Source organism: Liquorilactobacillus nagelii DSM 13675, from assembly GCF_019444005.1.
GTDB classification, from domain to species: Bacteria; Bacillota; Bacilli; order Lactobacillales; family Lactobacillaceae; genus Liquorilactobacillus; species Liquorilactobacillus nagelii.
Genome location: NZ_CP049304.1, coordinates 63,600 through 82,472, shown reverse-complemented (window position 1 = coordinate 82,472; position 18,873 = coordinate 63,600). Strand labels below are relative to the sequence as shown.

Sequence of the window (18,873 nt, the reverse complement as noted above, 5' to 3'; positions counted from 1 at the left end):
ACGATAACAACTAGATATTAGCTGTTACCGTTTTTTTGTAGTTTCTTTAACATAAAATATTACCTAGTCAGTTGGTAACCAAAGTTTAGCTTCACTATTTGAAGGATAGTAATAACCATTAGGGATAGTTTGTAATTCAATTAAAGTTCCCCAAGGAGCTTTAACATAGACACTGCCGTTTCCTGGCGTGTCCTCATACTTTGAGTTCCCGTGGATTTCTGATAAAGCAGTTGCTCCAGCAGCAACTGCTTTATCCAAGGCCGTGTTCAGATCATTAACAAAAATTGAAAAATGGGTAATACCTTGGTCACCTAATGTTGCTGGTGACTGTTGCTGATCTGTTTGAATTTCAAAAAGTTCTAAGCTTGGTCCCTTACCAATCACAACCATTTGCTGCCGAACAATTTTACTGCCTGGTGCTAAACCCAATTGCCGCTCAACCTCCATGCCTTGCCGAGGGCTATCTTGTTGAGTCAAGGAGGCGTAAGCTAGTTTAGCTCCAAAAGCAGCTTTCAAAAACTGCGTTGCCTGATCAACATCTGGAACTGTTAAACCTAAATGATTAATGCCTAGAATTTCCGAATGTTTAACCATTTTCTCACCTCCATATGTCCAAGCTTACCAAGCATACAGAGATTCTCAACTATTTTGCTTGTTGGCAAATTTCTGAAAAGCCAATTATCTCCTGATTATTTGTTTAACATAACTTTTAAAATTGCTGGATCAGTTTCTTTCATTCCTATCGTGGCAAGTTGACCAATTCCTCGTAAGGTCTGATCAACATCTTCAGCCACTAATCCATTTGTAGCCGGAATAACAACTCCCGCTAAAGCCAATTTAACTGCACGACACATCGTTGCTGCCGAATTGGCAACTTTCATCGCACAAGAACAGCCAGCCCCATCACAAACCATCCCGACGACATCCCCGCACATATTTTTAATTGCAGCTGCAGCTGCCTGATAGTTTCCAGTACGCAAATACACTGTGCCTGCTGCTGCACCCATTGCTGCAGAAGCAGTAGCACAAAATGCTGATAAAACAGGCAAAAAAGAATGAATATAAAGTGCCGTTAAATGGGATAGAGTCAATGCTCGCACTAAATGTTCCTGATCCACTTCTAATTCTTTAGCCGTCACACATACCGGGACGGTTGCTGTAATTCCCTGATTTCCAGAACCAGAATTTGACATTGCCGGCAACTGAATTCCGCCCATTCGTGCATCAGAAGCTGCTGCAGAATAAGCTACAATTTTTTGTTCTAAATCCCCAGTAGTCGCTGTTTTCAGATGATTCCCAACAGCAATTCCATAGTCATGTTGAAGGCCTGCTTGTGCTAATGCCATATTTAATCTACCAGCTTGTTCCATAAACATGATCTTTGCTAAATCAACTGTAGTAGCAAATTTCCAAATTGTTGCCAAAGATGTCTGCTGCAAGAAATGATTGATTTCTGATACTTGATGAGTAGCCGGACGTGTTTTTTTAAAAATGAAGTCTTGATTTTTTTCAATTTCATAGATATTGGTATGTCCACCGGCAATTCGAACGGTTACCTTATCAACTCTTGTTTGAACCATTACTTCAACATACAAATCATCAGCTACTGAAGCTACTTGAGCACGTATTTTTCCTGAGTGAGCTAATTCTTTAATAGCTGGAACCTTCTGCCTGGGAATGGTCGCAATTACACTTAAACCAGCGCTTGAATCGCCGGTCAAAGCACCAGCTGCCGCCGCAATTAACAACCCTGGTTCTCCCACTCCGGGTACCATCACTGCTAGGGCATTTTTCATTACATTTGGAGAAACTTTAACCATTATCTGTTTGATTGGTTCATGGTCTAAATAAACCATTGCTTTGGCTGCTGCTAAGGCAACCGCAACTGGTTCAGTACAACCGGTCGCCGGAACAACGCCCTTTTTTAAAGCTTTTAAAAACATTTTTTCATTCGTTTCATCTATTGCTGGCATAGTATTTCTCCCTAACCAATTTTTTATAAAAGAGTTAGCTTTATTATAGCGAAACTATTAGAAAAGTTCCGCCCAAATAATGCTTTTCTTGGAAACAAAATCAAATCAGCTAATTTATTATTTTTCTAAATTAACAGTTGTAAACCCTTGCTGTAATTTTCTACCATATACCATAGTTCGACTTTTATTTCTGAACTTTCCATAATTTGTTTTAAATGCTAAAGTTAATTATATCTTAAGATTAATGAGGAAAACATCATGAAAAAAAACTTGCCGATTTTACTGGCCAGTATGCTGGTCAACATGGGGATTGGTTTGATCATGCCGATTACAACTCTTTTTTTGCACAATCGATTACACCAGAGTTTAGTAACCTCTGGCTATGTTTTAATGGGCTTTTCATTGGCAATGGTTTTAGGCAATTTGTTAGGTGGCTGGTTATTTGACCATTGGAAAATTAAACCTACTCACTATTTAGGAGGGGTGCTTGTTTGGTTAAATCTAATTTTTCTAATTGTTTTTCCCATCTGGCCTTGGTATACGATTTTAGTAATTGGTTATGGCTTGGGTCTTGGTATCCTGAACTCTGCTGTTAATGGTTATATTGCAGCTTATCAGAAAGAGTCTCCAAATTTATTTACTAATGCTTACTGGTTAGCGAATCTTGGTATGGGGTTAGCAACCTTTTTGTCTGGAATACTATATGCTCATAATATTCGCTGGGTTTTTGCTGTGGCTTTAATGCTATTTGTCACTACTCTAATTGTCGTCAAATTATTTTTCCAGGAAATTCCCCGTTCATCATCAATTCCTAAAGTTAAAGCTAGTTGGAAATCTAGATCACATTTTTCTGGAAGTTTGTGGTTTATTTGTTTGCTATTAGTTATTATCTGGATTGGCTATGAGCAATGGAACAGCAATGTTTCTGTATATACGCTCCAACAAGGCATCTCAGTCCAAAAATATAGTCTCTTATTCACAATTTCAACCATCGAAATTGTAGTCTTTCAACCTTTATTAAATTTCTTTTTTCGGCCAACTTTTAAAAATGAAAAATATCGTATTTTAAGTGGTACTCTACTTTTGGGAATATCATACCTAAGCTTGATTAATGCCCAGCACTATAGTCAGTTCTTAATTGGCATCACCCTCTTATCTTTTGGTGACATGCTGGCATTAACCACGACCCCGGCTATGATCAACCGTTTTGCGACTGATCAAAACCGAGCAACAATTCAAGCTCTAGGGAGTACTGCTGGTTCATTAGGCCGAGCTTTAGGTCCGTTGCTAGGGGGAGTTATGATTCAACTTTGGAACTATCAAGTGACCTTTATTATCTTGTTTGCTGTTCATCTGCTTTTCTGTCTACTCGGCAGTTGGCAGTTAAAGGCGAACTCGCTTGGTAAAAGCGAACATTTAAATATGTAGTCATTAAAATTATTCTATTTTTAATCAAATAGAGCTTGCATCTCTCAAAATTTTATACTAAGATATTAAGCAAGTTTAAGCAGCTTTAAAAAGTGAGAGGGAGCAAATAATGAGAAAGCAAGTTGACTTGTGTTGCATGAATGGGAAAGTTTTAAATGTTTTTAATCGTAAATTTGAAGAAAAAGTTTTATGGATTGATCAAGGCAAGATTGTTGCAACTGGTGAAAAAGCCGAACTAACGGCTCATGAGGTTTTTGATGCTCAGGGAGCTTATATTGTGCCAGGGATGATCGATGCTCACGTTCATATCGAAAGCTCCATGGTTGCTCCGAGTGAGCTTGGTAAAGCTTTACTAACCAAAGGAACGACCACAATCGTAACTGATCCACATGAAATTGCTAATGTTACCGGTATTTCTGGGCTAAAGTATATGATTAACGATGCCGGCCAAACACCGTTGGACATTTTCTTTATGCTCCCTTCTTCGGTTCCATGTACTCCCTTTGAACATAACGGAGCAACTTTAACGGCTGAAGATTTACGACCACTTTACGCTGAACCCAGTGTTAAAGGATTGGCAGAAGTCATGGATTACCCAGCCGTTGCCAAACGTGAACCTGATATTATGCAAAAAATTCAGGATGCGCAACAACTGGGATACCATGCCGATGGACACGGAGCTGGTCTAGATGCCAGTCAACTTGATGTCTATCGACAAGTTGGGATTGATACTGATCACGAATGTACAACCATTCAGCAAGCACAAGAAAGGCTTTCAGCTGGCTTTTGGACCTTTTTACGTGAAGGATCAGTTGAAAAAGATCTTGAAAAACTTATTCCAGTAGTCACAGAAAGTAATGCCCAACGTTTTGCATTTTGTACTGATGATAAATTAATCAGTGACTTGTTAATAGATGGAGGTATTAATTACTGCATTCAACTAGCAATTAAAAATGGAATACGGCCAGAGACAGCTTACACCATGGCAAGTTACAATGCGGCTCAAGCTCACAAATTGATTGATCGTGGAATTTTGAATACCGGGTTTGTCGCGGACTTAGTTGTTTTAAAAGATTTAAAAACTGCCACCGCTCAAAAAGTGATGAAAAACGGTCAGTGGATTGTCCCTAAGCCAACCCGTCCACTTTCTTTCACGACAAATACCGTTCACCAGCACTTAGAAAAAACAGATTTAAAAATCAAACTGACTGACGATTATTGCAATGTAATTGGAATTATTCCAAATCATATTGAAACAAATCACTTGCAAAAACATGTTCCTCTGAAAAATGGCTATTTTGTTAATGACACTGCACAAGATATTTCCAAAATGATTGTTGTAGAACGTCATCATCAATTAGGCACTTTTGGACTTGGGTTAGTCCACGGATTTAAAATTACTAACGGAGCAATTGCAACCACCATCGCTCATGATTCACATAATATTGTTGCTGTCGGTAGTGATGACCAAGCAATTTACACCGCAATTCAGGCAATCAGCTCCACTCATGGGGGGATTGCGGTCAGCAAAGGCACTGAAGTCTTAGCAAAAATGCCTTTACCGATTGCTGGACTAATGTCTAATCAAAGCTGTCAGGTGGCCGCTGAGCAGTTAACCGCCATTTTAAATGCTTATCTGCAAATCAGCTTGCCATCTGCGGTAAAGTTCAATCCTTTTATTACCCTATCATTTTTAACTCTACCAGTGATTCCTTCTATTAAATTAACTGATCAAGGACTCTATGATTTTGAGCAAGCTAACTTCATTTCACTAGAAATTAAATAATTTTTATTTTAAATCAGGACTGCATAAGAATTGTGCAGTCCTGATTTATTCTCCAGCGAGCTCAATTTTAATTTGACTTATTTTTTCTTTAATGCCGCAACAATCGCTGGTTCAATTTTTTCTGGTGTTGTAATTGGAGCAAAACGTTGAATCACTTTTCCTGCTCGATCAACTAAAAACTTAGTGTAATTCCATTTAATTCGGCCATGTCCGGCCGTTGCTTTCAGATAAGTAAATAACGGGTCTTCATCTCCCCCATTCACTTTAACTTTTTTGGTCATTGGAAAAGTGACTCCATAATGTAATTGACAATACTCACTGACTTTTTCATCTTCAGCTAACTCTTGATGAAATTGATCTGAAGGCAATCCAATTACCATTAATCCCTGTGTATGATAACGCTGGTAAAGCTTCTCCAAGCCGCTTAACTGCGGTGCTAAACCACATTTGCTGGCGGTATTCACAATTAAGAGCACCTGGCCGCGAAAATCTCGCAATCTCAGTTCAGTGCCACTTGTCTCAACTTCACTAAAATCATAAATTGAAGTCATTCAATCACTCCCTTTTAGTCAATCTAACTGTCTTGATTATGGCTGCTAATACTCAAATTGTAAATAAAATTGGTTGCTGCCTAAAACAAAAAATTCAATAGGATAATATAGCTCAAAGTCCCACCTAACATTGAAAGTAACAAATTACGACGCCACAAATGCAAAAAAATTGTAATTAAGCTGGCCAGTAAGTCAGGTAATCCATGATCACCAGCTAGCCAAGAAACATTGCGAAAACAATAAACGACTAGCATCGCCATAATTGCCGGGGGTAAAAAGCCTCCCAGCTTTCGAACAAAAAAAGGAGTCGTTTTATCCGTCCGAAAAAGAACAAATGGTAAAAAACGCGTGGTAAAATTAGCCACTGCGGCCAAAGCAATTGTTATGATTTGTTCAATCAATGTCATGAGGAAACACCCGCTTTTGATCTAGATAGTATTTAATTGCATATTCAACTACTAAAAAACTTAATGTTACTAGCAAAAAATATGTTTTTCCAATTACCAATAAACTAATTGTAGTTATTATTAGGCCACTAAACGAACTGAGATGACTCTGTTCTTTTAAAAATTGTTCTAAAAAAAGGACAATAAACAATGCTGTCATCATAAAATTAAGGCCTCTTAGTTGAATCCCCAACAAATGGCCTGAAAATCCCCCTAGAAACGCCCCCATCACCCAAGCCAAATAATTAAAAATAGTTACATAAGTATAAACCAGCTTAGTTTTTAAATTGGTTGGAACTTCCAATGCATAGTTAACAGAAAAAGTTTCATCACTTTCACCAAAAATTAAAATTAACCGTTGGAAAATTGATGTATTTCGGTATTTATTAAGCATTGCTAAACTATAAAAAAATTGGCGAAAACCGACCACTAGCGTCACTAAAAATACATTCCAAGGTGCAAACCTTGCAACAAGCCGGCTTGCAACAATAAATTCGACTGATCCACCATAAATAACTGCAGCCATAATAGTTGGAAACCAAAAGGAAAATCCTAGGTTATGCATATATAATCCATACCCCATGGCTAACATTAAGTATCCGATCATCACTGGAAATGCTTTTTGAAAAGCAAATTTTAATTCACTTTGTTTTTCTGACATGCTTTTCCTCCTTAAAACGGCAAAAAGAGCTGTGACAAAATATAATTTTGTCCAGTTCTTTTTTTATTTGAGATAATTTTTCAATTTCAACTTATTTTCAGTTTACCACTTAAGTTAATTGAAAAAATTTGCCTAAACAATAATTATTGTTTGTCTCTTTCAAGTCGGCTGATTGTGTTTTGCTGTCCTAATTTTAGATAAGCAGCAAATCCTAATGCCTAAATAATGGCACCGATTGCGGGCCAACGAGAAGCTGAACTGAAAAACAAACTCACAAAAACTGCACCAAAAAAACAAATTGTTAATGGTTCAGTAATCCGATATGCTGGCATCCGAAATAATACTTCTTGTCCAATTGTTTTTTGGCGAAACTTCCAATGTGCCAGCATAGTTAAAATGCAAACTAAAATATAAATATCTCCTGAAACGGACGCAACAAAAGTAAAAGCTGTCGTTAACTGGTTGAATAAGCTAAGAATCGGAGCACCTAACATCAGTGCAGCTGAAAATAAAACACTAGTCAAAGGAATCCCTTTGACAGAAATTTTCCGTAAAGGTAACATCCAGCGGGAATTACTTTCGAGTGCTAGTTGATATAGATGCCGTCCTGTCGAAAATATTGCACTATTCAAAGTTGAAGCAGCTGCAATAATAACAACTGCATTAATTAACAATGCAGCCGCCGGAATTCCAGCCAATTCAAAAATCTGAACAAACGGACTTTGAGATGCATTAATCTGCTGCCAAGGCGACACCATCATGATCACCGCTAAAGAACCAATGTAAAAGAATAAAATCCGACCGATAATTTGATTAATAGCTCGTGGCAAAACTTGACGCGGCTGTTTGGTTTCAGCGGTAGTAATTCCAACAAATTCCATTCCTTGAAAAGCAAAAAACACCATTGGAAATGCAAAAATAAATTGTGAAATTCCATTGGGAAAGAGGGTAAAATTTCGGGTTAAATTACTGATTGTTGCTTGATCACCACTAATTCCTTGATGATGAGTTACTACTAGCCAAGCACCAACAATAATCAATCCCAAAATCGTTATGATTTTAATCCCCGACAAAATTATTTCCGTTTTCCCAAAGAAACTGACAACCGCCACATTAATCAGGGTTAACCCGACTAAAAAAGCTAATTGAATTAACCAAGCTGGAAGAGTTGGAAACCATAATTGAAAATAAGCTGCAATAGCTGTTAATTCGGCCATCGCCGCCAAAATTAATTCTAACCAATAACTCCATTCAGCAAATTTACCCCAGTTACTTCCTAAATACCGATGAATAAAAACCACAAACGTGTGTTGATTTGGATCAGCATACAACATTTCACCGATTGCTCGCATCATCAGAAAAAAGAAACCGCCAATAATCGCGTAAACAAATAAGATTGATGGCCCTGTACGATGAATTGTACTGCCAGCTCCTAAAAATAGACCTGTTCCGATTGAACCGCCAAAAGCGATCATTTGCACGGCTAGATTCGTCAGTCCTCGTTGAGTTCCATCGCGATTAACTTCAACTTTTGCTGTTTTTCCCACTGTACTGCCTCATTTCCAACTAAAATTCTAATTAATTTTGGCTAAAGCCTGTTCCAAATCGGCAATTAAATCTGCCGCATTTTCAATTCCTATCGATACACGAATCAAATCAGGTGTAATTCCTGCTTGGCGTAATTCAGCTTCATTTAATTGTGCATGCGTTGTTGATGCAGGATGAATAATCAGAGATTTAGCATCACCAACATTGGCTAACAATGAAAAGACCTGCAAATTTTCAATTAGCGCTTTGCCAGCTTGTTCACCACCCGTCAACCCAAGGGTAAAGATCGAACCAACTCCATTAGGAAAGTCCCTTTTTGCGAGTGAATTATATCGACTATCTGCTAATTCAGGATATTTTATCCAAGCAACTTTAGGATGATTCTGTAAAAAATCAATAACTTTTCTAGTGTTAGCAACATGTCGCTCAACCCGCAACGAAAGTGTCTCAAGCCCTTGTAGTAATAAAAATGAATTAAATGGACTAATTGTTGCTCCGGTGTCTCGCAATCCCTCCGCCCGTACTTTAGTTGTAAAGGCACCTCCTGTTAAGTCAGCAAAAACTAACCCATTATACTGTGGATCAGGTGTCGTGAATTCGGGATAACGCTGACTTGCCCGGTAATCAAATTGACCATTTTCAACGATGACTCCACCCATGGTAGTTCCATGTCCACCAATAAATTTGGTAGCTGATTCAATGACAATATCAGCTCCATGATCAAGTGGTCGGTAAAGGTAAGGTGAAGCAAAGGTGTTATCAGAAATCAGTAACAGGTGATTTTCATGAGCTATTTCAGCTATTGCCTCTAAATCAACTAAATTGATATCTGGATTACCAATTGTTTCGACATATAAAGCTTTCGTGTGTTCATTAATTGCAGTTGCAAAATTTTTTGGATCATCTGAATCGACAAAATGTGTTTTAATCCCTAGTTTAGGTAAAGTAACATTAAATAAATTATACGTCCCACCGTAAAGTGTATTGGCCGCTACAATCTCATCACCTTGACCAGCAATATTAGTAATTGCCGCAGAAATAGCTGCTGCTCCCGTTGCTAACGTTACTCCACTGGTGCCATGTTCCAAAGCAGCTACTCGTTGATCGACGACTGCTGTTGTTGGATTAGTCAAGCGCGTATAAATATTTCCTGGATCTTTCAGTCCAAAACGATCTGCTGCTTGCTGCGCATCTTTGAAAACATATGATGTTGTTTGATAAATCGGAACTGCTCGTGCCCCTGTCTCGTCAACCGTCTGACCTGCGTGGACCTGTAAAGTTTCAAAATGAAATTTATTCGCAACCATGTTAATTTCCTCCTTAATTTTTGATAACAAAAAATCCCTGTAATGCAATTTTGCATTACAGGGACGTCAAAACGTGGTACCACCCGTATTCGTTTAATTATTACTAATCAAACCTCATCAACACAATTATGTTAGGGATTATATCGTATCCTCACGAATCTAAGGCTTGCACCGCCGATTGCAACTCCGAGTTCATCTTCAGCTTAATTCAAACTCCCATTTTCACCAACTTGGGATCTCTGCAATATGAAATTCAGCTTACTCTTCTCATCAAAGTCTAATTATTATCTTTTCCAGTATCCTAGCATTTCAAATTTAAGTAGTCAAGACTTTTTTTTAATTTTATTTTCAAAGAAAAACAAATAATGATTGCAAATTAACTTTTGAAGGTTAATACTGATTGATAAACAGTTATTTTGCTTCAATATAAATAAAACAAGCAAATTTTATTTGTTTAATCTAAAAAACCTTTGAAAGGATTCACTTATGTCGCTTTTCTTAACTTTCATTTTTTTAATTGCTGCTGGATTTGTAGCGGGTTTACTAGCCTCAGTTGCTGGTCTGGCCTCACTAGCTTCTTATCCCGCATTACTATTAGTTGGTTTACCACCCGTTTTAGCTAATGTAACCAACACAACCGCACTGATTTTTTCAGGGATCGGATCAACAATGTCCTCACTTCGCGAATTACATGGTCACTGGAAAAAAGTTGCACTTTTTACTTTTTTAGCATCTTTTGGGAGCGTTGCTGGCAGTTGGCTACTGCTAATTGCTCCAGCTTCATCTTTTGAAAAAATCGTTCCTTTTTTTATTTTTGCTGCTGGACTTTTATTATTACTTTCAAGCCGCAAAAAAGGAATTTCGAAAAATAGTCTTCCCACTCAAGCTAATATTTGGATCAGTTTGGTCAGTTTAATTGGTATTTTTTTTGTTGGAGGTTACACCGGTTATTTTGGTGCTGCTGGTGGCGTTATCTTTTTAGCAATTCTCTCTTTAATTACTAATGATCAGTTTGCAACTGTGAACGCAATGAAGAATGTCATTGCTTTTGCGGGAAATTTAATTGCTACTCTAATTTTTGTTTTCAAGACGCATGTAGCTTGGCTAATGGTTGTTCCACTTGGATTTGGCTTGTTAATTGGTGGCTATCTTGGCCCAATTATTGTTCGACACGCCAACATCCACTTGTTACGAGCATTAATTGCCATAGCCGCTTTTGGATTAGCTAGTTATTTATTTATAACTGCCTATTTTTAAATATTTTGGTTTCAAAAGCGGGTAAATCAAAAGAAAACTTTTGATTTACCCGCTTATTTGCTGTTTCAAATTAATAAAGATAAACTTTAGCTTCAAATGGACGCAATTGATCCGCTTGATCATCAGCATAGTTGCTGATTAATAATTTTTTGTTGGTTGGCATTTCTAAGTGTCGTTTAATTATTTTTTCAGTAAAGTTACTAATTACTACTAAAGTTTGTCCTTGATATTCTCGTCGGTAAGCAAAGACTTCCTCATCTTCTGGGATAAGTTCTTGATAATTGCCATAGACAATTAAATCACTTTGATGACGTAATTTAATTAATTTCTGATAATAGTAAAAGACTGACTGCTGATCTTTTAATTCGGCTGCGGCATTAATTTCACAATAATTTTTATTTAATTGTAACCAAGGCTTACCGCTTGTAAAACCGGCATTAGTTGAAGTATCCCATTGCATTGGGGTTCGCGCATTATCCCGTGATTCGGTTGCTAAGTACCGCATCATCGTCTTATGATCAACTAACTTTTCCCGCTCAACTAATTGATGATATGCCTCAATTGATTCAATGTCTTGATACTCAGATAGTGCTGTAAAATGTGCATTTGTCATGCCTAGTTCTTCGCCTTGATAAATATAGGGTGTTCCTTGCATCATGTGTAGGGTTGTAGCTAGCATTTTTGCTGACAAAACCCGATATTGTGGGCTATCATTGCCAAAACGTGAAACAGCTCGTGCCCGATCATGGTTATTCCAGTATAAACTATTCCAACCCTTCCCGTCTAAAGCCGTCTGCCACTTCGATAATGCTTGCTTTAAATCAACCAACTTAACTGGCTGGTCGTTCCATTTGCCTAAACGTGGATCTTTATTCAGTGCTAAGGTCACATGATCAAATTGAAAAACCATATTTAACTCATGGGCGTCCAAACCGGTATATTCCAGCGCATCTTTAGGTTTGGCACTAGGCATCTCGCCAACACTCATAACGTCATAGTGTGAAAGAACTTTCTTATTCATTTCCCGTAAATAATCATTCAGCTTCGGTCCATCAGCTACCATTGGTTCTACATTAGCAAATTCAGCATGTTCTGGATTAGGTGCATCGGGCAAGCCAGCTGGTTTGGAGAGGAAATTGATTACATCCATCCGAAAACCGTCAACTCCCTTATTCAACCAAAAACGCATTAATTCCCAGACTTGCTCCCTAACAGCTGGATTTTCCCAATTTAAGTCAGGCTGTCCCTTAGCAAATAGATGTAAATAATATTGTTTGGTTGCTTCATCAAATTGCCAAGTCGAACCCCCAAAATAAGAACCCCAGTTGTTTGGAACTAGGTTATTTTTGCCATCTCGCCAAATATAAAAGTCACGATATGGGTTGTCTTTACTGGAACGGCTTTGTTTAAACCACTCATGTTGATCAGATGTGTGATTAACTACCAAATCCATTACAATTTTCATTCCTAGTCGATGGGTCTCAGCTAGTAACTGATCAAAGACTTTCATATTGCCAAACTTAGGCTGGATTGCCCGATAATCACTGATATCGTAACCATTATCTTTATCAGGTGATTTATAAATTGGATTCAACCAAATAACATCGACACCAAGTTTTTTTATATAAGGTAGGCGCTGCAAAACGCCACCTAAATCGCCGATACCATCTCCATCACTATCTTGAAAACTGCGTGGATAGACTTGGTAAACAACTGCTTTTTGCCACCATTTCTTTTTCATAATATCTTTTTCTCCCTCTCAGTTTAATTTATTTCTGAGCATTGTCTTGTTGTGGCTGATCTTCTTTGATTACTCCAACAGCCACTGCTCCAAGTAACATAGCAATTCCAGCTACCAAAATCATTCCTGGCATTGATTGGTTAATTAATGGGAAAATGGCAAAACTGGCCACTGAAGCAATAATTTGCGGTAAACAAATTCCACAATTAAACAATCCCATATAAGCCCCTTCATTTTTACCATCTAAAGATGAAGTGAAGATAGAAAAAGCCTCTGTTTGCATCGTCAAGTATGAAATTCCAATCAAGCAAAATGGCAAGATCAACAAATACTGGTCATGAATCATAAAGACACCAATAAAACCAATTGCTCCCATAATCAAACCCACTCGGAACCAAAACTTACGTTTGTAAGGATTAGTTTTTGATAATACTAAAAAGCCCCAAACAACTGCTGCAATTGATTGCACACAGGTTAAAATTCCATACCAATTTCCAGCCGCTTGATAGCCTGCTGATGCTGTGTTGGCAGTATTCCAAACATTTTTAGCAATTGCTCCAGTTGCATAAGTCCATAAATACTGAAATGCAAACCAATCAAACAATTGAACAAATGAAACTTCCCAAAACGAACGTGGTGCTTTTTTAACCAGTTTCCACAACGAAGGAGCAACTTGATGATGTTTGGGATCAATATGATGATAAGCTGCATAAGTTGTCGGATCATATTCCTTAACTTTAATGATTGTGTAGATTGAAGTAGCTAACAAAATAGCTGCCCCAATATAAAATGATAGTCTGACAGATAGTGGGACTACCCCTTGTTTAGCAACGTTGGAAACGCCAACCATTGTTAGTAAAAAAGGAAAGACAGTTGCAACCACGCCACCTAAATTACTAAACGATTGTTGCCAAGACCAAGCTAAATCTTTTTGATCTTCATTTACCATATCGCCAATAATCATTTTAAATGGTTGCATACAGACATTGCTTGATAAATCCATGAATAAAATTGCAATTGCTCCGAAAGTTAGCGCTGCCAATGAAGCATAACCAAATCCAAATGAACCAGCGTTGGGTAATAAAGCCATAACTATTGCAGCAATCGGTGCACCTAACATTAGGTACGGCATTCTTCTACCGAACTTTTCTGACCAAGTTAAATCAGAATATTTTCCAACTAACGGTTGAACAACCATCCCAGCCAACGGCGGTAAAATAAAGAAAAATCCCAGTTTAGTTGGATCGGCACCAATTGTTTGAAAAATTCTTCCCATTTGTGACGATTGCAAAGAAAATGCCATGTTAACACCAAAAAAGCCAAAAGTCATTGCAAAAATGGTACTTAACGGTAGTGAAGGTAACGAATTGGTAATTGTTTTCTTTTTTGCCGTTTGATCAGTCATTTTGGTAGTATCAACTGATTTTTGATTAACTTTTCTCTCCATATTTGATTCACTCCTTAAATTAACTAGCTAGCTGCAACTGCTTACATTGGGTATTATAATACCGTGGGCAAACGTTCACAATAGCTTTTTATAAAAAACACAAACGTTTTCTTGATTTTCTTTTGAACAGTTTTATTTTTTGACATCATGAGGTAAAATTAATTACAGATAAATAGAAGGAGAAAGTCTATGAGCGTAACAATTAAAGATATTGCCAAAAAAACTGGTTTCTCTGTTGCCACGGTTTCACGAGTTCTATCAAATAAAACTGGTTTTTTCAGTCAAACAACTGCGCAAGCTATTCATCAAGCAGCTGCAGATTTAGGATATAAAAAAAACATGGCCGCAACTGAATTAGTTATGCAGACCAGCAATGTTATCGCAGTTATCATTAATTCAACTAAAACTAATTTCTCCGATCAAATTATTATGGGAATTCAAAAAAAAGCTGGCGAGACAGGCAAAAGAGTTATTATCTTGTATGCTGGTGATCATGATCAAACTGCTCAGCAAATTGCTTTAACAACCGCATTAGAACGACCTCTTTTAGGAATTTTGTTAGTTTCCGTTGATCTTTATCCTGATAATTTACAGCTATTAAAATCAGCTAAAGTTCCTTTTTTCTTTATCTCAATTTCATTTGAAGATACCAAATTGAATTACATTGCTTCAGATGACTATCAGATTGGCTATCAAGCAACAAAATTTTTGATTAAGCATGGTCATCGGAAAATTGGCTTAGCTGGGGTAGATATTTCTCCAAGTGCTCATACTGGAAATTTAAGATTCCATGGCTACCGAAAAGCTCTGGCTGAAAGTGGAATTAATTTTCAAACAAACTGGCTGCAAACTGGTGATTATAGCTATGAAGCTGGAGTAGCGGCAATGAATGCTTATCAAAAAGGTAAAGTTTCAGCAATAGTTGCCGCTAGCGATTTAGTAGGAATTGGTATTTTAAATCAAGCTGCTAAAATTGGACTGCATATTCCAGCCGACCTATCTGTTGTCTCGATTGATGGAACGAATCTCTGTCAATTGGTTCGGCCAGCTCTAACTAGCATTACCCAAGACTTTTATCAAATGGGCTATCTTGGAACAACCTATTTAATTTCTGGCAGTAATAAAAATGCTTATACTGAGATTCAAATTTGCCAACGAGCCAGTGTTAAAAAGAATTAACCTGATAAAAAAAGAATCCTCCGATATTTAATCATTTTGATCTGATTAAATCAGAGGATTCTTTTTATTTATTGTTCTTCATGTGATTGATCGTTAATTTTAGAATTTGGCGTTGGATAAGTAATCTTCATCACAGCTGGCATCACAACCGGAATTAAAAGTACCAACAAGAAAATTCCTGTAATTACCACTAAGGCCACTTGAATCAGTGTAGTTACGCCTGATGGAATCAAAGCTGCAAAAGTTCCACTCAAAATAACTCCAGCTGAAATAACTACCGTACCGATAATCGACGTTGCCCGTAACACCTTAGCATCGATTGAAAGCGGATCATGCATTCCTTCACGGAACTTAACAACCAAGAAAATACTATAATCAACCCCTAAAGCGACTAACATTATAAACGAAAAAAATGGTGTATTCCAAGTCAGCATTGAGGTTCCTAAAACGATTTGGCTGAACCAGTGAACCAGATTCAGTGAACTATAGTAAATAATAAGCAACATTGCTTCAATCGTCAACGACTGAATTAGCGAGCGAGTAACGAACATCAGGGCAACTAAAATTCCAACTAACATTAGTAAGGCTGTTCGCTTAAAATCTTGTGATGCCACTTGTTTCAAATCACGTGTTTGTGAAGTTGAACCACCTAAAACCACATCTGCATGATTCAAACTTGTTCCTTTCAAAGAACCTGTGATTAATCGTTGAATTTTTGCCAAAGTTTGAATAGCTGCTTGCGAATTAGGATCATCCTTGAGGACGACAGTTAATTGTGTCATTTTTTTATTATCTGAAAAATAAGTATCTAGAATCGGTTTGAAAGCTTTACTGTGGATTTCCTTTGTCGGCAAATAATAAGTTTTACCCGCTGCAGATTTCTGCAATCCTTGCAAATAATTGTTGCTGGCTTGGTTTACCTGATTAACCTGACCGATTCCATTAGTAGCACTACCCAATCCTGTTGATAATGATTGAACAGCTTGTGGCAATCCGGTTAAGCTTTGAACTAGTTTTTGGTTTCCCGTAGCAACTTGACTGGCTCCTGTCGTTAATTGACCAGTTTGATTGTTTAATGAGTCCATAGCAGTTGCTAATTGTGCTGTTCCACTGCTTAATTGACCTAAGCTGCTGTTTAACTGCTTAATTGTGCTTGCAGCAGCTGGCAAGACTTGTGCTGATGAACTTGCTAATTGACTAACTGCTTGCTGCAAGCTGGCCGATGACTGTTGAAGAGCAGTTAATTGAGCAGCTAGAGAATTAGCTGAACTGCCAATTGACTTAGTGTCATTTCCAATTTTTGTCAAAGAATCAGTTAATACCCCACTTAAGCTGGATAAAGCTTGTTGTTGCTGTTGTTGATTTTGATTAATAACTTGAGTAATTTTTTGCTGTTGCTCAGTTGTCAACTGAGCACCTGCACTTTGTAACTCTGCCACCAATTGAGTCCCAGAAACTGTATTAGCAGTTAATTTCCCCATTGCAGCGTCAACCGTAGTCAACTGCTGTTGAATATCATTTGCTGCACTGCCAATCTGTGTTAATGAATTTTTAGTCGTTGACTCAGAACTACTGGAACTATTAGCTACTTGTTGGTTCAGTTGGCTAATAGCTTGATTCAACTCTGGCAATGCTTGAACTAACTTTTGTAATTGTACCTGTTCAGAATTATTCATTCCTGAACTTAGCTGTCCATGCAATTCAGTAACTGCTGCAGTCAATTCTTTAATGCCGTCACTTAATTGGCTGGTCCCAGTCGCGACTTGCTGCGATCCTTCGGCCAATTGCTTGGCTGAAGTGATACCACTATTAATGTTTACTCCATCAACCTGGTTTTTAGCTGAACTTAAGCCGCTGCCAATTTTGTTCAAACCAACTTTTGCTTGAGTTAAGCCTTTGGTAACATCTGTTAACTGGCTTTTTATATATAGTTTTTTTATTGCCTTCCCTGCTGGTTGCGAAGCAGATAAAACGGTTTTAACTCCAGCTACATTTTTTAGCTGGTTAGTAAGTTGATCAATTATTTGGAGATATTTTTCACTTGTCAACCGTTGATGACTTTTAAGATAAACGGTTGTTGGTTCAGACATTCCCTTTGAGAAATGTTGTTGAATCAAGTTAAAACCAATTTTTGATGGAACTTGATTACTAACTTCATCTGCATCATCATAATTCAACAACCCCTGAGTTTGAGCTGCTAGTGGTGTCAAGAAGGCCAAAACTACAATAATCGTTAAAATCGGTCGCAATAATGAATATTTGGCTAATCCATGCCACAAACGACTTTGCTTTTCACCCTTAAAATGTTTAATCGGCCAAAAAATTTTTTCACCTATTGTTCCCATAAAAAACGGGTTCAACGTCAATAAAACCAATAAAAGAATCGCTACTCCGACGGCAATTCCAGCTGCCGAGCGATAGAGAGAAAATTTGGCAAAAAATAAAGTCGTCATGCCAATTAAGACCGAGATTCCTGAGTAAATAATCGTTCGACCACCCACTCGTAAAGCCGACTTAGTCGCCTCTTTTTTAGTTAACCCAACTGATAATCCAGCTTTAAATTCGTTATACAACAAAATATTGTAGTCCGTACCAATTCCAAACAAGACAATAATGATAAACACCTCAGTAAAATTGGAATATGGAAAGCCAAGGTATTTAACCAATGCATCAACAGTACTGATTGAGATTAGGCCGGCAACTCCAACCGTTATTAAAGAAAAAATTGGAGTGATTGGTGACTTGAATACCAGCAACAATACTATGAAAATAAATATTGCCGCAATAATTTCAGTTTTCTTGACACCTTTTTCAGTTGAATTAGAAAAATCTTGGTCTAAAATATCACTTCCCGTCAAGTAACTTCTAACACCAGGTGTTTTTATTGTTTTCGTCAATTCTTGTTTAATTTTCTTAATATCATGCTGTTTAGTTTTCTTAACTGAAATCTCAACAATTTGAGTTGTCTTATCTTTAGAAATTAACTGCGATTTAACCAATGGTGTATCTTTAGCATCGGTAATGTCTTTAATCTGATATTGTTGTTCTTTTTGTTTCAGTCGCGCAATTGTGTGATTAATTGCCTGATTTTGTTTAGCCGTTAAATGATGATTGTGATTATTAAAAACTGCTACGACTGAAGTTGTCTTATTTTGCTTGCTTCCCCACTTATTTTGCAATTTAGTTGCTTGACTACTTTGATAGTTGCTAGGAATTGAACTGTTTTTGGTTACATTAGCAACATTAGGGGCAAATATTAAAGCAATTAGCAATAAAACTGACCAGCCGAGTGCCCACCACTTGTGTCCGCTAAAAAATATTTTCTTCATTCTCATTCTCCTGACTGCAAACTTGCTGAATTTTTAAGTTTTATTAAAGAATTAAAGTTTTTCTTTTGGAATGCTAAATAACTGCTAAAATTAGCAATTCCGGCTTAATTTTTCAAGGTTTATCACTTATTATATTAGTAGAGTCACTGTAGCCAAAGATCAATTTGATAAAAATTGTTTATTAATGGACACCTGGCTTGAAATTGTCTAAAAACAGGAG

Annotated in this window: 14 protein-coding genes; 4 read left to right on the top strand and 10 right to left on the bottom strand. The window is 37.3% G+C overall.

The genetic code is table 11. From position 1 onward, the window contains the following. Nucleotides 1-63 precede the first annotated feature (63 nt). Together G6O73_RS00410 and G6O73_RS00405 are read right to left on the bottom strand one after the other, a co-directional pair. Nucleotides 64-594 (bottom strand): VOC family protein, encoded by a 531-nt coding sequence (locus tag G6O73_RS00410; RefSeq protein WP_057884719.1) that lies wholly within the window; start codon nt 592-594, stop codon nt 64-66. Between the two features lie 95 nt (nt 595-689). Next, nucleotides 690-1,973 carry an L-cysteine desulfidase family protein gene (locus G6O73_RS00405; protein WP_187327491.1) on the bottom strand — a complete coding sequence of 428 codons (1,284 nt, stop codon included), beginning with the start codon at nt 1,971-1,973 and terminating at the stop codon, nt 690-692. A gap of 258 nt (nt 1,974-2,231) precedes the next feature. Between G6O73_RS00405 and G6O73_RS00400 the strand changes: the two genes are divergently transcribed. Both G6O73_RS00400 and ade read left to right on the top strand, forming a co-directional pair. Continuing rightward, nucleotides 2,232-3,401, top strand: coding sequence for an MFS transporter (locus tag G6O73_RS00400; RefSeq protein WP_057884718.1), 1,170 nt, complete (start codon nt 2,232-2,234; stop codon nt 3,399-3,401). A gap of 109 nt (nt 3,402-3,510) precedes the next feature. Continuing rightward, on the top strand, nt 3,511-5,187 hold the full coding sequence (ade, locus tag G6O73_RS00395; RefSeq protein WP_057884717.1) for an adenine deaminase: 1,677 nt from the start codon (nt 3,511-3,513) through the stop codon (nt 5,185-5,187). A gap of 77 nt (nt 5,188-5,264) precedes the next feature. On the opposite strand, the gene G6O73_RS00390 is transcribed toward ade, so the two are convergent. The 5 genes from G6O73_RS00390 to G6O73_RS00370 all read right to left on the bottom strand — a co-directional run bounded on the left by G6O73_RS00390 (nt 5,265) and on the right by G6O73_RS00370 (nt 9,700). After that, entirely contained in the window at nt 5,265-5,738 is a 474-nt protein-coding gene (locus G6O73_RS00390; protein ID WP_057884716.1) for a glutathione peroxidase, read from the bottom strand. An 80-nt stretch (nt 5,739-5,818) separates the two neighbouring features. Next, nucleotides 5,819-6,145, bottom strand: a complete 327-nt coding sequence (locus tag G6O73_RS00385) for a branched-chain amino acid transporter permease (RefSeq protein ID WP_057884715.1) — start codon at nt 6,143-6,145, stop codon at nt 5,819-5,821. Continuing rightward, on the bottom strand, nt 6,132-6,845 hold the full coding sequence (locus G6O73_RS00380; RefSeq protein WP_057884714.1) for an AzlC family ABC transporter permease: 714 nt from the start codon (nt 6,843-6,845) through the stop codon (nt 6,132-6,134). Before G6O73_RS00380 ends, G6O73_RS00385 begins: the two co-directional genes overlap by 14 nt. Nucleotides 6,846-7,063: 218 nt before the next feature. Then, a complete protein-coding gene (locus tag G6O73_RS00375) occupies nt 7,064-8,320 on the bottom strand; it encodes an amino acid permease (protein ID WP_083478414.1) in 1,257 nt (418 codons plus the stop codon). A 99-nt stretch (nt 8,321-8,419) separates the two neighbouring features. Then, entirely contained in the window at nt 8,420-9,700 is a 1,281-nt protein-coding gene (locus tag G6O73_RS00370) for an O-acetylhomoserine aminocarboxypropyltransferase/cysteine synthase family protein (RefSeq protein ID WP_057884712.1), read from the bottom strand. A gap of 486 nt (nt 9,701-10,186) precedes the next feature. Here G6O73_RS00370 and G6O73_RS00365 point away from each other — a divergent pair, with 486 nt between their 5' ends. Continuing rightward, the gene (locus G6O73_RS00365; RefSeq protein ID WP_057884711.1) at nt 10,187-10,957 is read left to right on the top strand and encodes a sulfite exporter TauE/SafE family protein; all 771 of its coding nucleotides are present in this window, start codon (nt 10,187-10,189) and stop codon (nt 10,955-10,957) included. A 70-nt stretch (nt 10,958-11,027) separates the two neighbouring features. Here G6O73_RS00365 and G6O73_RS00360 read toward each other — a convergent pair whose 3' ends face one another. Together G6O73_RS00360 and G6O73_RS00355 are read right to left on the bottom strand one after the other, a co-directional pair. Further along, the gene (locus G6O73_RS00360; RefSeq protein ID WP_057884710.1) at nt 11,028-12,698 is read right to left on the bottom strand and encodes a glycoside hydrolase family 13 protein; all 1,671 of its coding nucleotides are present in this window, start codon (nt 12,696-12,698) and stop codon (nt 11,028-11,030) included. 28 nt (nt 12,699-12,726) lie between these two features. Next, nucleotides 12,727-14,103, bottom strand: coding sequence for an SLC45 family MFS transporter (locus tag G6O73_RS00355; protein ID WP_157056631.1), 1,377 nt, complete (start codon nt 14,101-14,103; stop codon nt 12,727-12,729). Nucleotides 14,104-14,334: 231 nt separating this feature from the next. Between G6O73_RS00355 and G6O73_RS00350 the strand changes: the two genes are divergently transcribed. Continuing rightward, nucleotides 14,335-15,324 (top strand): LacI family DNA-binding transcriptional regulator, encoded by a 990-nt coding sequence (locus G6O73_RS00350; protein WP_057884708.1) that lies wholly within the window; start codon nt 14,335-14,337, stop codon nt 15,322-15,324. Nucleotides 15,325-15,392: 68 nt separating this feature from the next. Here the strand turns inward: G6O73_RS00350 and G6O73_RS00345 are convergent, their stop codons facing one another. Beyond that, on the bottom strand, nt 15,393-18,653 hold the full coding sequence (locus G6O73_RS00345) for an MMPL family transporter (protein ID WP_083478412.1): 3,261 nt from the start codon (nt 18,651-18,653) through the stop codon (nt 15,393-15,395). Nucleotides 18,654-18,873: the final 220 nt, after the last annotated feature.

Coding starts and splice junctions, on each gene's coding strand:
- G6O73_RS00410 (WP_057884719.1), bottom strand. CDS start 594: ATGGTTAAACATTCGGAAATTCTAGGCATTAATCATTTAGGTTTAACA.
- G6O73_RS00405 (WP_187327491.1), bottom strand. CDS start 1,973: ATGCCAGCAATAGATGAAACGAATGAAAAAATGTTTTTAAAAGCTTTA.
- G6O73_RS00400 (WP_057884718.1), top strand. CDS start 2,232: ATGAAAAAAAACTTGCCGATTTTACTGGCCAGTATGCTGGTCAACATG.
- ade (WP_057884717.1), top strand. CDS start 3,511: ATGAGAAAGCAAGTTGACTTGTGTTGCATGAATGGGAAAGTTTTAAAT.
- G6O73_RS00390 (WP_057884716.1), bottom strand. CDS start 5,738: ATGACTTCAATTTATGATTTTAGTGAAGTTGAGACAAGTGGCACTGAA.
- G6O73_RS00385 (WP_057884715.1), bottom strand. CDS start 6,145: ATGACATTGATTGAACAAATCATAACAATTGCTTTGGCCGCAGTGGCT.
- G6O73_RS00380 (WP_057884714.1), bottom strand. CDS start 6,845: ATGTCAGAAAAACAAAGTGAATTAAAATTTGCTTTTCAAAAAGCATTT.
- G6O73_RS00375 (WP_083478414.1), bottom strand. CDS start 8,320: ATGATCGCTTTTGGCGGTTCAATCGGAACAGGTCTATTTTTAGGAGCT.
- G6O73_RS00370 (WP_057884712.1), bottom strand. CDS start 9,700: ATGGTTGCGAATAAATTTCATTTTGAAACTTTACAGGTCCACGCAGGT.
- G6O73_RS00365 (WP_057884711.1), top strand. CDS start 10,187: ATGTCGCTTTTCTTAACTTTCATTTTTTTAATTGCTGCTGGATTTGTA.
- G6O73_RS00360 (WP_057884710.1), bottom strand. CDS start 12,698: ATGAAAAAGAAATGGTGGCAAAAAGCAGTTGTTTACCAAGTCTATCCA.
- G6O73_RS00355 (WP_157056631.1), bottom strand. CDS start 14,103: ATGACTGATCAAACGGCAAAAAAGAAAACAATTACCAATTCGTTACCT.
- G6O73_RS00350 (WP_057884708.1), top strand. CDS start 14,335: ATGAGCGTAACAATTAAAGATATTGCCAAAAAAACTGGTTTCTCTGTT.
- G6O73_RS00345 (WP_083478412.1), bottom strand. CDS start 18,653: ATGAAGAAAATATTTTTTAGCGGACACAAGTGGTGGGCACTCGGCTGG.